We start from the raw sequence: 12371 nt of genomic DNA, 5'->3' as shown, positions 1-12371 counted from the left end.
ATCCGTCACATCTGCCCCATACTCGACGGGTTACTCGACCCACGACGAGGGGATGCCGCATGCGACGACACCGAACGCTGACCGGGGCACTGGTGGCGGTCGGGGTGTCACTCGCGCTGACACTCACCCCGGGAGTCCCGTCCGCCGTCGCCGACCAGGACACCGCCCGCATCGTCTCGACCACCGCCTTCGACGGACGCGAGCGCCTCAGGATCTGGTCGCCGTCGATGGGTCGCGAGATCACCGTCGACGTCCAGCATCCGGCCGGGGACACCAAGCGACCGACGCTGTACATGCTCGACGGCGCCGAAGCACACGACGAGGAGTCCGGCTGGTACGCGATGACGAACCTGCAGCAGCTGGGCGCGGGCGAGAAGCTCAACGTCGTGACGCCGGTCGGCGATCCGCACAGCTACTACACCGATTGGCGCGCAGTCGATCCCGGCGTCGGCAAGAAGTACATGTACGAGACGTTCCTGACCGAGGAACTGCCCCCGCTTATCGACGAGGAGTTCGGCGGCAACGGTCGCAACGCCATCGCCGGGGCGTCTATGGGCGGGGTCGCGGCCCTGACCCTCGCCACCCGACGCCCCGCGCTGTACCGCGGGGTGGCCGGGTACAGCGACTGCGCCAACATCTCGAGCCCCCAGAACCAGCTGCTCACCCGATGGGACGTGAGCCGCGGCGGCGGCAACGCGAACAACATGTGGGGCCCGATGGGCGACCCAGAGTGGAGCGCCCACGATCCCTACGTGAACGCGGAGGAGCTGCGCGGCAAGACCATCTACATGTCGTCGGGAAACGGCCTCCCCGGGAAGTACAACAACCTGCTCTCCGACCCGATCGACGAGACCTTCCAGGGCATGATCGGCGAGTTCGGCAGCTGGACCTGCACCGGACAGATGAGCAACCGCTTGAAGCAACTCGGCATCCCCTACACCTCCAACCTGCGACCCAGCGGCACCCACAAGTGGGGCTACTGGAAGGACGAACTGGCTGTGTCCTGGCCGATCCTGATGCGCTCGATCGGACTGCGCTGATTCACGCGGGACGCGGGATGGCCGCCGAGAGGCTCTGCCCGATCCACGACGGGATCTCGCGGGCGATCTCCGCCGGGGCGTGGACCTCGGCTCGATCGGCGCTGAGCGCGTACCGCCAGTCGATGTCGCCGCGCCAGATCTCGGTCAGGGTTCTCAAATCGGTCACGATGGTGGCGTCGACCTCGTAACCGGGATCGAAATCGCACACCTGCGCGTCGTCGCCCGACACGACGAGCCACCAGGTGCCCGACCTACCGATGACATCGCGAAACCTGAACTGCACCATGGTCCGTCGCCGTGGCCATCGTTCGACGGCGATGGTGCGGCGCATGTCCCACATCAGCAGGTGAGGGTCGAGGTCGGCGTCTCCGAGTTCTCCGACCCAGCGAATCCCCCACTGGCTCAACGCCTCCACCACAGTGGTCAGCTCCTGGCCCATGTCGGTCAGTGAGTACACCGAACGACCACCGATGTCCGAACGCCGAATGACCCCGGCTCGTTCCAAACTGCGCAGCCGCTTGGTGAGCAGCGCCGGCGACATCTTCGGTACGCCGCGTCGTAGTTCGTTGAAATGACGGCTGCCCAAGAGCATTTCGCGGACGATCAGGATCGTCCAGCGTTCATCCAGGAGCTCCATGGCCTTGGCGACCGGGCAGAACTGTCCATACGACGTCATCGCATCCTCCCTTGCGTCGTTGAATCCCAGTACACACCCGCGGCACGTCGATGACCAGTACAGAATGTGAACCGGAACCGGTACAGATGTTGGTCTAGAGGGAAGTCGTCCCGACGGCGGAAGCTCGTGGTGTCCGCAAACGAACCCCGACACGACCACGACGAGGAGTCCCCATCATGACCACCACCCAGCCCACCCCGTTCGACGCCGAGATCAAGGCCAAGCACCGCAAGCTCTGGGCAGCGGGCGACTATCCCGCCGTCGCCGATCTGATCGCCCCGCTGGGCCGTCGACTCGTCGACGCGCTGTACATCCGGTCCGGCGACAAGGTTCTCGACGTCGCCGCCGGCGCCGGCAACGTCGCGGTGCCGGCAGCTCGGGCCGGTGGGCACGTCGTCGCCACCGACCTCACCCCCGAGCTGCTGGAGACCGGCGAGGCGCGGCACAAGGATCTCGGCATCACCTGGCGCACCGCCGATGCCGAGGACCTCCCGTTCGACGATGACGACTTCGACATCGCAACCTCCTGCGTCGGCGTCATGTTCGCACCCAACCACCAGCGGTGCGCCGACGAACTCGTCCGCGTCGTCCATACCGGCGGCAGGATCGGCCTGATCAACTGGACGCCAACGGGTTTCATCGGCGAACTGTTCAGCGTCATGAAGCCGTATGCACCGCCGCCACCTCCCGGAGCACAGCCCGGACCGCTGTGGGGCAGCACCGACCATGTGCGATCGCTGTTCGACGGCCGCGTGACCGATCACCGGTTCACCACCACGACGGTGGAGATCGACAAGTTCCCCGACGGCGCCGCCTTCCGGGACTTCTTCAAGGCCCACTACGGCCCGACGATCGTGACCTTCCGCAACATCGCCGACGACCCGACGCGCGTCGCCGAACTCGACACCGCCATCGCCGAGCTCGCCGACCGGCACATCACCGACGGCCGCATGGAGTGGGAGTACCTGCAGGCTGTGCTCACCGTCGTGTGAGCCCCGTCCCCGCCGCGTGGCACAATCGCGACTTCCCCTCAGATGCGCCACTTCCGGCTGGCGCTTCTGGCCGGAACCAGCGATTGTGCCCGGGCGCGGGTCACGCGTGCGCGAACGCCGCCTCCGATTCCGGGTTGCGCGCGACGTAGCGCCGGCCGATAACGAAGCAGACCGCGGTGAGGATCGACGAGACGATCATGATGCAGGCCATCGGTACGGCGGTGTCGTCGCCGGCGAGGCCGCCCAGCGGGGACAACGCGCCACCCACGAGGAACATGATCCCGCCGAGCATGGCACTGCCGGCGCCCGCGGCGTCGTGGGTGTGCTCCATGGCCAGGGCGGCCGCGTTGCCGAAGATGAAGCCGATGGCCGTGGCGAGGACAAACAGCGGGACAACCAGCAGGACCGGCACCGACGACACCGCCGCGCCGAGCACCCCGCACGCGGCGAGGATCAACACGGGAAGACTGCGCTTGATGGTCGTCGCGGGATGGACCTGCCGACGCGCCAGCCTCGACGAGATCAGTCCTCCACCCATCATCCCCAGCGCGTTGACCGCAAAGGCGCAGCCGTACACCAGCTCCGACGTTCCGATGACGTTCTGGTACACGAATGACGAGCTCGAGATGTAGGCCATCAGCGCGCCGAACGCGAAGGCCTGCGTCAGTACGTAGGCCATGAACGCCGGGCGCTTCAGCCGACCGAGTAGGTCCCCGAACCGAAGTCGCGGTGCACGACGCTCCTGCGGCAGGGTCTCCGGCACCGAGGTCACCGCACCGATCAGCTGCGATACGGCCGTAGCCAGGATCACCGCGAGGATGCCGCGCCACGGAACATGTCCTGCGAGAACACCTCCCACGAGCGGTGCGATGACCGGTGCGAGACTCTGGATACTCATCATCAGCGTCATCGACCGGGCGCCGGCGAATCCGCGGAGGAGATCGGCGATGACGGCGCGGGCGATGACCATGCCGGACGCCGCCGCGAGCGCCTGCACGAACCGGGCGCCGATCAGCACCTCGATGTTCGGTGCCGCGACCACCACCACACCGGCGATGACTGCGCCGGCAGAGCCGATGATCAGCGGGAGACGCCGGCCGAACCGGTCCGAGATCGGACCCCAAATGACCTGGCCGACACCCACACCGATCAGGAACGCGGTCAGCGTCAACTGCACGTGCGTGGCGTCCGTGTGCAGAGCGTCCTGGACGTCGATGAACGAGGGCAGGTACAGATCGGTCGCGATCGGTGCGGTCGCCGACAGGAGCGCCAGAGTGAACAGGAGGCGCGCACCCAGGCCGTCGCGGGTGGTCGGAGCAGAGCTTGTCACCGGCGGGAGATTATCAGCCCAGCTGAGTACCTGCGGGTCGCGGACCGTCTGACAACCCCTTCTCCCCGTCGTTGACCTCGGCGTATTCGACGACGAGGGGCGCGTGGTCGGAGAGCCGGACATCCGGCGTCGGTTCCTTGTCGACCTCGACCCACCGCGCCCGACGCGCGAGCCCGGGTGTCGCGAGATGGTGGTCGATGCGCCACCCGACGTCCTTGACGAAGGACTCCCCCGCCCAGCTCCACCAGGTGAGCGGGCCCGGCCGGTCGCCGTGCAACGCACGCACCACGTCGACGAGCCGGCGCGACCCGGTGATCTCACCGAACCACTCTCGTTCCTCGGGCAGGAAGCCCTCCATCTTGCGGGCCGCACGCCAGTTGGTGACGTCGTGTTCGAGGTGGGCGACGTTGAGGTCGCCGAGAAGAAGGAACTCCCGCCCGGCGCGGCGTGCCGCGAGCCGGCTGCGCTGCAGTTCGCGGGCGAACGCCGCCAAGAACCGTTGTTTGCGTGCATGTTTGGCGCCGCCATCGGGCTTCTCCCGCATCGAACCGGGCCGCTGCAACTCCGCGGGCAGACCGCCCTTGGGTAGGTAGATGTTCGCGACGGTGAGGGGCCGGTCGGCCAGATCGACCTCGACATACCGCCCTTCGAGCGCGAAAGCGTTCAGCCCGCGCGCCTTCGGTGGATGCGTCAGCCAGGTACGCACTGCGGCGGGCGCGGTGCGGGTCAGGATCGCCACGCCGTTTCGTCCCGGGATCGTGCCGACGTCGACTGCCGCGGTGTAACCGGCGAACTCACCGACATCGTCGATGCCGCACCGCAACTCCTGCAGGCCCACGACATCGGGATCGCGCTGTGCCAGCCAGACGTCGAAGCCGCGCCGACGCGCCGCCCGAATCCCGTTGACGTTGAACGACGCAACGGTGAATCCGGCTCCCTCAACCTCAGACATCCCGAACGACGATCGAGGTGAGTGACGGCCGCTTGGGATCGCGGCCGTCGCCGAGGGAGACCCCGCGGAGCTTGCGTATGAGCCACGGCGTGAAGAACTCGACCGCCCACCGGGTGTCGCGAACGAGGGCGGCCACCGGATGCGAAACCGGTGCGGGTGGCAGCGGATTGCCCCAGTCGTCGGTCGCGTCGGGGAGACCGAGGGCATGCGCGGCAGCGTCGGCAAACCTCTCATGCCCGAACGGCGAGGCGTGCAGTCGGTCCGACGACCACGATCGCGGGTCCGTCAACACCGGTGCGGCGTGGAGGTCGACGAGGATAAAACCGTAGGTCGCGGCGAACTCGCGATTCATCGCGTTCAGCTCCAGCAACCGGTGCTCTTTTCGGGCGGCAAACGGGATGGTGCGGACGATGTTCGGGAAGGTCGAGACGATCACAGTGACATCCGAATCGGCGAGTCGCCGATAGATCGCATCGAGGTCGGCGCGCACCTGGGTGAGGTCAGAGCGGCCGATCACGTCGTTCATACCGAGCGGTGCGGCGACGAGATCCGGTTCGAGAGCGAGCGCCGGTTCGAGCTGATCCTCGAGAACCTGCCGCGTCCGCTTCCCACGGATCGCCAGATTGGCGTACTGCAGATCCGGGTTGAGTACCGCCATCCGCTCGGCGAGGCGATCGGCCCACCCGCGGAATTCGTACTCCGGGTGCGGGTCTCCCAGACCCTCCGTCTGACTGTCACCGATGGCGACGAACCTCGAGAACTGCACGGCGAAGATCTTAGGACGCCGCGTGCCGTGTCGTGCCTCACGTACAGATTCGCGAAGGCGCCACACGGCGATCCTGGCGGAAGCGGAGGGATTTGAACCCCCGGTGGTTTTACCCACGCTCGCTTTCAAGGCGAGTGCATTCGGCCGCTCTGCCACGCTTCCCTGACCAGCAAGAGTACGTCAAACACGGACATCGGCCGTCAGCACCCCATTGCGCCGCGCTGATCTGGTGGTAGGCGGCTCCGAGTCAGTCCTCCTCGGCTTCGCGCTCCCGCCGCGCCGCTTCGATCACCTCGGGTGGAGCCGGCTTCCGCAGCCAGGCCTGCATGCGCAGCAACCCGCCTGCGATCGTGCCGATGGCAACCACGGTGATGATGATCCAGAACAGAGTGGACATGAGCCCATTGTCCGCCCACCGAAGCCGAGTGAACACCGGTTCGGCCCGGGACGTCGCGGGACACCGTGGTTCTGGTGCCCCATGTGGAACCATCGACAGGGTGAAAGCCATCGTCGTCGAATCCGAGAACCTGTCCGTGCAGGACGTGCCCGACCCGTCGCCGGCTGCCGGTGAGGTGGTGATCGACGTGGTCGCGGCCGGTGTCAACCGTGCCGACATCCTCCAGCGAGCCGGGAACTACCCGCCGCCGCCCGGTGCCTCGGAGACGCTCGGTCTCGAGGTGTCCGGCCGGATCTCCGCGCTCGGTGACCAGGTGTCCGGTTGGGCGGTGGGCGACGAGGTGTGCGCACTCCTGGCCGGCGGCGGCTACGCGGAGAAGGTCGCGGTTCCCGCCGAGCAGGTCATGCAGGTCCCGCGTGGCGTCGACCTGGTGTCGGCGGCCGCGCTCCCCGAGGTCGCGTGCACCGTGTCGTCGAACGTCTTCGACACCGCGCACCTGAGCACGGGCGAGCTGCTTCTCATCCACGGCGGATCGAGCGGCATCGGCACCCATGCGACACAACTCGCGCATGCGATGGGCGCCCGGGTCGCGGTCACCGCCCGCACCCAGGCCAAGCTCGACCGGTGCCGCGAATATGGCGCCGAGATCCTGATCGACTACACGCGAGACGATTTCGCCCAGATCCTCAAGGACAACGGCGGCGCGACGTGATCCTCGACATCATCGGCGCGAAGTACCTGTCGTCGAACATCAAGGCGTTGAGCACCGACGGACGTCTGGTGATCATCGGGATGCAGGGCGGCACGAAAGCCGAACTCCCGATCGGCCTGCTGCTGGCCAAGCGGCTGTCGGTGATGGGCACGACGCTGCGCGCCCGTCCCGTTCACGGGCCGGGCGGCAAGGCCGAGGTGGTCGCGGCGACCATGGCCCGCACGTGGCCGTTGATCGAAGCCGGGAAGGTCGAGCCGGTCGTCGACCGCACTTTCCCCCTGGCCGACGCCGCCGCGGCGCACGACCACCTCAACAGCGGTGACGCCATCGGAAAGGTCCTGCTGACGGTGGAGTAGGTCAGCGAGCGGGGGCCGACTCCTCGTCGGCGGCGGCGACCGCCTCCTTGATCTTGCGGAACGCGATCCCGAGACAGGCGAACTCATCCGGGCTCATCGCGTCGACGACGAACCTCCGGATGACCCGGTCGCGGAGATGGACGTGGGTGGCAAGAGTCTCGCGGCCCTGATCGGTGAGGTGAACAAGTCGATGGCGCCCGTCCGCCTTCGACTCGAGTCGTTCGACGTCGCCGACCTCGCTGAGTCGCGCGATCATGCGCGACACGGTGCTGACGCGCATGTGCACGGTGTCGGCCACCTCGCTGACACCCAGCTTCGGCGATTGCGAGATCGCCTCGAGGATGCGCAGGTCCGACAGCGACAGGCCGCGCCTTACGAACTCGTCGTTGACGCGCGCGAACAACGCCCATCCACCGTCGACGAGGTAGAACCAACTCTCGGCCTCGGCAGAGGTGAGTGACCGCGGAGGACCTGATGCTCGATCATCCTTGTTTCCCGACACAACAGGACAACATACATTGTTGTTAATTCGGGACGCGCAATAGTGAATACCGTGCGGGGTTGCGCTGTCCTCTGTTCAGGCGAGTGAACCCAGGGTCCGGACCAGGTGGTCCACCTCGTACGGCGTCGAATACGGTGCGAGACCCACGGTGACGGCACCCCCGAACTCGGGTGCGCCCATCCGCACCAGCGCTCGGTGAGGGACGTCGGCAAGCGCACACACCCCGTTGTCGGCGAGGCGACGCACCACCTTGTCGGCGCTCACCCCGTCAACGGTGAAGCTCACCAGCGGCACCCGGTTCTCCTCGGTGCCGACCACATTGACGTGATTGAGCTGGGTCAGCGTCGTGACCAGGTAATAGGTCAGCCGCTGCAGGTACTCGTAGACGCCGTCGAGGGAGGTGATCAGACGGCGCCGGCGTTTTCCGATGCCATCCTCGTCCAGTCCCGCGATGTGTTCGACCGAGGCCACCAGTCCGGCGAGCATCGACCCCTGGTGGGGTTCCGGTTCGAGTCGTGCCGGCCCCTTGGCGCCCGGGTCCATCGACATCAGTCGTAACCGGTCGATGACCTGGGGTTCGCGAAACACCATCGCCGACATCCGCGGGCCGCCCCAGCGTTCGGCGGAGACCACCAGGACGTCGGCCCGAGCTCGTGGATGTCCAGCGACAGGTACGGCGCGGCATTGGTGGCGTCGACGACGAACAGCGCGCCCGCCTCGCGGACCAGCGGCGTGATCTCGCCGATGTCGGTGATGGCACCCGTCGTCGACGAGGCGAGGGTCACGGCGACGACCTCGGTCTCCGGAGTGATGAGGTCACCGAACTGCCATGCGGGCAGCGCACCGCTCTCGACGTCGACCTCGGCCCACCTGATCCGACCGGCATACCGCTCGGCCGCGCGGACCCACGGAACGATGTTCGGCTCGTCGTCCTGCCGGGTCACCACCACATCGCCGCGCAGGAACGCGTGCGGGGAGAGCGCCTCGGCCAGGCAGGCCAGCAGCGAGTAGCGCGACGGACCGAGGACCACGCCCGCGGCGTCGCCGCCCACGAGATCGGCGATCGCGCGTCGAGCGCTGTCGGTGACATCCGCGGAGGCGCGGGCCGACGGGTACACGCCACCGGGAGCCGCCGCCAGATGACGGAAGCTGGTGGTCACCGCCGTGGCGACCGAATCCGGAACCTGCATACCCGCCTGGGGGTCGAGGTGAATCCAGCCGTCGCCGAGCGATGGAATCAATCCACGCACATAGGCGACGTCGAAAGCCATGGCACGAGGATAGACGCCCTTACTCGCGCCGTTCACCACCTCTGGTGAGTGCTGGCACCCGAACGATCCGCGCCCGGCGAGGTCTCGGTCGATCTGGATGGGCACAATGGGAGCCATGGCAATCGATGGCACTCCAGGACCCGGTTCGACGCCCGGCAGCCCCTTCGGCGCCGGCGACTCCGAGAACGTGATCGTGGTGGGCGCGGGCGTGGACGGCCCGAAATCCGGCGACGAGTCGTCGGAGTCGACGAGCGTCGCCGACATGGTCGAGCAGCCCGCCAAGGTCATGCGGATCGGCACGATGATCAAGCAGCTGCTCGAGGAGGTGCGGGCCGCACCTCTCGACGAAGCCTCGCGCAACCGGTTACGCGAGATCCACGAGTCGTCGATCCGCGAACTCGAGGAGGGCCTCGCGCCCGAGCTGCGCGAAGAGCTCGAGCGCCTCGCACTGCCGTTCTCCGACGATCAGACTCCGTCCGACGCCGAGCTGCGGATCGCGCAGGCCCAGCTCGTCGGCTGGCTGGAAGGCCTCTTCCACGGAATCCAGACGGCACTGTTCGCCCAGCAGATGGCGGCCCGCGCCCAGCTCGAACAGATGCGTCAGGGTGCACTGCCCCCGGGCATGCCCGGACCCGGCGGTGGCCCTGGCCACAGCACCGGCCAGTACCTCTGAGTCTCGGCGCGGGTACGCTGACTCCTCGTGTCAGCGGTAGTAGACGACGACGCGATACCCGCGCGTCCCGAGAGTTCTGAGTCACGCACCTTCGCGCGTGCGGTCAAGGACCTCCGCGACGGTCTCGCCAGCCGCGAGCTGTGGTTCCATCTGGGTTGGCAGGACATCAGGCAGCGGTATCGCCGGTCGGTGCTGGGCCCGCTCTGGATCACCATCGCCACCGGCGTCACCGCGACCGCGATGGGCCTGCTGTACGGCGAACTGTTCGGCATGGACATCAAGGTGTTCCTGCCGTACGTCGCGCTGGGCTTCATCTTCTGGAACTTCATCCAGACCTCGATCCTCGACGGCGCGGAGGTGTTCGCGAAGAACGAAGGCCTGATCAAACAGCTCCCGGCCCCGGTCAGCGTCCACGTCTACCGGGTCGTGTGGCGGTCGCTGATCATCTTCGCGCACAACGTGGTGATCATCGTGATCATCTTCGCGATCTTCACACCGCCGCTGAACTGGACCGTGTTCCTCATCGTCCCGGCCATCGGCCTGTACGTGCTGAACGCGGTGTGGGTGACGATCGTCTTCGGCATCCTGTCCACCCGCTTCCGCGACATCGGTCAGCTCCTGACCACCGCGGTGCAGCTGGTGTTCTTCATGACGCCGATCATCTGGACGACGTCGAGCCTGAGCAGCGCGACCGGCGAGACGTCGTCGCGGCTGAAGCTGGTCGAGCTGAACCCGATGTTCCATTACCTCGAGATCGCGCGCGGACCGCTGCTCGGCGAACCGGTGGAGTTCTACCACTGGGCCGTCGTCCTCGGATGCACCGCCGTCGGCTGGGTTCTGGGCATGCTGGTGATGCGCAACTACCGCGCCCGCGTGGCGTACTGGGTGTAGGGACTCAACTGATGGCCAGAAACAACAACCTCGAGGACAACCGGGTCCGCGTCGACACGTGGGATGCCTGCGTCGACTTCCCTATCTTCGACGCCAAGACGCGTTCGCTGAAGAAGTCCGTCATCGGCGCCGCCGGCGGTGTCATCGGATCCAACGCGTCGAACGTGGTGGTCGTCGAGGCTCTCAAGAACATCAACCTGCACCTCAAACACGGCGACCGCATCGGTCTCGTCGGCCACAACGGCGCCGGCAAGTCGACGCTGCTGCGCCTGCTGTCGGGTATCTACGAACCGACCCGCGGCGCCTGCCGGGTGCATGGTCGCGTCGCCCCGGTCTTCGATCTCGGCGTCGGCATGGACCCCGAGATCTCGGGCTACGAGAACATCATCATCCGCGGCATGTTCCTGGGCATGACCCGCAAGGAGATGCTGAAGAAGATCGACGACATCGCAGAGTTCACCGAACTCGGCGACTACCTGCAGATGCCGCTGCGCACCTACTCCACCGGTATGCGCGTCCGCATCGCACTCGGCGTCGTGACGTCGATCGACCCGGAGATCCTCATCCTCGACGAGGGCATCGGCGCGGTCGATGCCGACTTCATGAAGAAGGCGCGCGGTCGTCTGCAGGCGCTCGTCGAGCGTTCCGGAATCCTGGTCTTCGCCAGCCACTCCAACGAGTTCCTCGCCCAGCTCTGCGATCGCGCGCTGTGGATCGACAAGGGTGAGGTCCGCATGGAGGGCGGCATCGAAGAGGTCGTCGAGGCCTATGAGGGCCCGGGCGCCGCAGCCCACGTCCGCAAGGTGATCGCCCAGGTCCAGGCCGATTCGCAGAAGGCTTCCGAGTGAGCGGTTCCCGGCCGAAGAAGGTGATCGCGGTGGTGGTGACCCACCGTCGCGTCGAACTGCTCGCCGAATCCCTCGCGGTGGTGTCCGGCCAGGACAGGCCCGTCGACCACCTTGTCGTCGTCGACAACGCCGACGAGCCCGAGGTCGCCGAACTCGTTGCCGCTCAGCCCGTTCCCACCACGTACCTGGGGTCGCAGCGCAACCTCGGTGGCGCCGGCGGGTTCGCGCTGGGCATGCTGCACGCACTCGCGCTCGGCGCCGACTGGGTCTGGTGCGCCGACGACGACGGCCGGCCCGACGGATCGTCGGTGCTCTCCACACTGCTCGACTGCGCGAAGCGTCACGACCTCGACGAGGTGTCGCCGGTGGTCGCCAACCTCGACGACCCGGACACCCTTGCCTTCCCGCTGCGACGCGGGCTCGTGTGGCGCCGCAAGCGTTCTGAGCTCTTCGCCGACGGTGAGGCCCAGTCTGACGATCTCCTGCCCGGTATCGCGTCGCTGTTCAACGGCGCGCTGTTCTCGGCGAAATGCCTCGAGCAGGTCGGCGTCCCCGATCTCCGGTTGTTCTTCCGCGGCGACGAGGTCGAGGTGCACCGCCGTCTGGTTCGCTCCGGGGTGAAGTTCGGTACCTGCCTGCGAGCCGGCTACCTGCATCCGGACGGTTCCGCGGAGTTCCGCCCGATCCTGGGTGGCCGCATGCACACCCAGTACCCGGACAACGACACCAAGCGCTATTTCACCTACCGCAACCGCGGCTACCTCATGAGCCAGCCCGGTATGCGCAAGCTGCTCCCCCAGGAGTACGCCCGCTTCGGCTGGTTCTTCCTTGTGCAGCAACGTGACCCGAAGGCGTTCGCCGAGTGGGTACGACTGCGCGGATTGGGTCGTCGGGAGCGGTTCACAAGGCCCTGAGTCGGCGCGAATTGTTGCGGCAGTCGGTCCCGTATTCCGGTACCAACTGCC

General features: G+C 67.0%; 12 protein-coding genes, 1 tRNA gene and 2 pseudogenes. 7 read left to right on the top strand and 8 right to left on the bottom strand.

The window, feature by feature from the left end:
• The first annotated feature begins 59 nt into the window (after positions 1 to 59).
• Positions 60 to 1040, top strand: a complete 981-nt coding sequence (locus BJF87_RS15950) for an alpha/beta hydrolase family protein (RefSeq protein WP_075863538.1) — start codon at positions 60 to 62, stop codon at positions 1038 to 1040.
• Between the two features lies 1 nt (position 1041).
• Here the strand turns inward: BJF87_RS15950 and BJF87_RS15945 are convergent, their stop codons facing one another.
• Positions 1042 to 1716 (bottom strand): helix-turn-helix domain-containing protein, encoded by a 675-nt coding sequence (locus BJF87_RS15945; protein WP_006358734.1) that lies wholly within the window; start codon positions 1714 to 1716, stop codon positions 1042 to 1044.
• Between the two features lie 176 nt (positions 1717 to 1892).
• Here BJF87_RS15945 and BJF87_RS15940 point away from each other — a divergent pair, with 176 nt between their 5' ends.
• A complete protein-coding gene (locus tag BJF87_RS15940) occupies positions 1893 to 2708 on the top strand; it encodes a class I SAM-dependent methyltransferase (RefSeq protein ID WP_075863537.1) in 816 nt (271 codons plus the stop codon).
• A gap of 100 nt (positions 2709 to 2808) precedes the next feature.
• Here the strand turns inward: BJF87_RS15940 and BJF87_RS15935 are convergent, their stop codons facing one another.
• The 5 genes from BJF87_RS15935 to BJF87_RS25880 all read right to left on the bottom strand — a co-directional run bounded on the left by BJF87_RS15935 (position 2809) and on the right by BJF87_RS25880 (position 6153).
• A complete protein-coding gene (locus BJF87_RS15935) occupies positions 2809 to 4038 on the bottom strand; it encodes a multidrug effflux MFS transporter (RefSeq protein WP_075863536.1) in 1230 nt (409 codons plus the stop codon).
• Between the two features lie 13 nt (positions 4039 to 4051).
• On the bottom strand, positions 4052 to 4990 hold the full coding sequence (locus BJF87_RS15930) for an exodeoxyribonuclease III (RefSeq protein WP_075863535.1): 939 nt from the start codon (positions 4988 to 4990) through the stop codon (positions 4052 to 4054).
• Entirely contained in the window at positions 4983 to 5756 is a 774-nt protein-coding gene (locus BJF87_RS15925; RefSeq protein WP_035754312.1) for an SGNH/GDSL hydrolase family protein, read from the bottom strand. Before BJF87_RS15925 ends, BJF87_RS15930 begins: the two co-directional genes overlap by 8 nt.
• A gap of 74 nt (positions 5757 to 5830) precedes the next feature.
• Positions 5831 to 5918: transfer RNA gene (locus BJF87_RS15920), tRNA-Ser, on the bottom strand.
• A gap of 85 nt (positions 5919 to 6003) precedes the next feature.
• A complete protein-coding gene (locus tag BJF87_RS25880) occupies positions 6004 to 6153 on the bottom strand; it encodes a hypothetical protein (RefSeq protein WP_006358739.1) in 150 nt (49 codons plus the stop codon).
• Between the two features lie 100 nt (positions 6154 to 6253).
• Here BJF87_RS25880 and BJF87_RS15915 point away from each other — a divergent pair.
• A pseudogene (locus BJF87_RS15915) lies at positions 6254 to 7221 on the top strand (NAD(P)H-quinone oxidoreductase).
• A gap of 1 nt (position 7222) precedes the next feature.
• On the opposite strand, the gene BJF87_RS15910 reads toward BJF87_RS15915, so the two are convergent.
• Positions 7223 to 7723: a MarR family winged helix-turn-helix transcriptional regulator gene (locus BJF87_RS15910; RefSeq protein WP_006358741.1), complete on the bottom strand. Its 501-nt coding sequence runs from the start codon at positions 7721 to 7723 to the stop codon at positions 7223 to 7225.
• A gap of 75 nt (positions 7724 to 7798) precedes the next feature.
• Positions 7799 to 8994: pseudogene (locus tag BJF87_RS15905) on the bottom strand (cysteine desulfurase-like protein).
• A 115-nt stretch (positions 8995 to 9109) separates the two neighbouring features.
• Between BJF87_RS15905 and BJF87_RS15900 the strand changes: the two are divergent.
• Genes BJF87_RS15900 through BJF87_RS15885 form a run of 4 tightly spaced genes read left to right on the top strand, consistent with a single transcriptional unit; the run spans position 9110 to position 12320 of the window.
• A complete protein-coding gene (locus BJF87_RS15900; RefSeq protein ID WP_006358743.1) occupies positions 9110 to 9667 on the top strand; it encodes a bacterial proteasome activator family protein in 558 nt (185 codons plus the stop codon).
• A 27-nt stretch (positions 9668 to 9694) separates the two neighbouring features.
• Positions 9695 to 10558 (top strand): ABC transporter permease, encoded by an 864-nt coding sequence (locus tag BJF87_RS15895; RefSeq protein WP_006358744.1) that lies wholly within the window; start codon positions 9695 to 9697, stop codon positions 10556 to 10558.
• 11 nt (positions 10559 to 10569) lie between these two features.
• Positions 10570 to 11406: an ABC transporter ATP-binding protein gene (locus BJF87_RS15890; RefSeq protein ID WP_006358745.1), complete on the top strand. Its 837-nt coding sequence runs from the start codon at positions 10570 to 10572 to the stop codon at positions 11404 to 11406.
• Entirely contained in the window at positions 11403 to 12320 is a 918-nt protein-coding gene (locus BJF87_RS15885; RefSeq protein WP_075863534.1) for a glycosyltransferase, read from the top strand. The genes BJF87_RS15890 and BJF87_RS15885 overlap by 4 nt, the downstream gene beginning before the upstream one ends.
• Positions 12321 to 12371 lie beyond the last annotated feature (51 nt).

This window comes from Gordonia sp. CNJ-863, from assembly GCF_001942325.1.
Lineage (GTDB): Bacteria > Actinomycetota > Actinomycetes > Mycobacteriales > Mycobacteriaceae > Gordonia > Gordonia alkanivorans.
The sequence above is the reverse complement of the archived record's forward strand: the minus strand, read 5'-3'. Positions and strand labels throughout refer to the sequence as shown.

What these genes read in the sequence shown, in the direction of transcription:
- BJF87_RS15950 (WP_075863538.1), top strand. Translation starts at nt 60, where the DNA reads ATGCGACGACACCGAACGCTGACCGGGGCACTGGTGGCGGTCGGGGTG.
- BJF87_RS15945 (WP_006358734.1), bottom strand. Translation starts at nt 1,716, where the DNA reads ATGACGTCGTATGGACAGTTCTGCCCGGTCGCCAAGGCCATGGAGCTC.
- BJF87_RS15940 (WP_075863537.1), top strand. Translation starts at nt 1,893, where the DNA reads ATGACCACCACCCAGCCCACCCCGTTCGACGCCGAGATCAAGGCCAAG.
- BJF87_RS15930 (WP_075863535.1), bottom strand. Translation starts at nt 4,990, where the DNA reads ATGTCTGAGGTTGAGGGAGCCGGATTCACCGTTGCGTCGTTCAACGTC.
- BJF87_RS25880 (WP_006358739.1), bottom strand. Translation starts at nt 6,153, where the DNA reads ATGTCCACTCTGTTCTGGATCATCATCACCGTGGTTGCCATCGGCACG.
- BJF87_RS15900 (WP_006358743.1), top strand. Translation starts at nt 9,110, where the DNA reads ATGGCAATCGATGGCACTCCAGGACCCGGTTCGACGCCCGGCAGCCCC.
- BJF87_RS15890 (WP_006358745.1), top strand. Translation starts at nt 10,570, where the DNA reads ATGGCCAGAAACAACAACCTCGAGGACAACCGGGTCCGCGTCGACACG.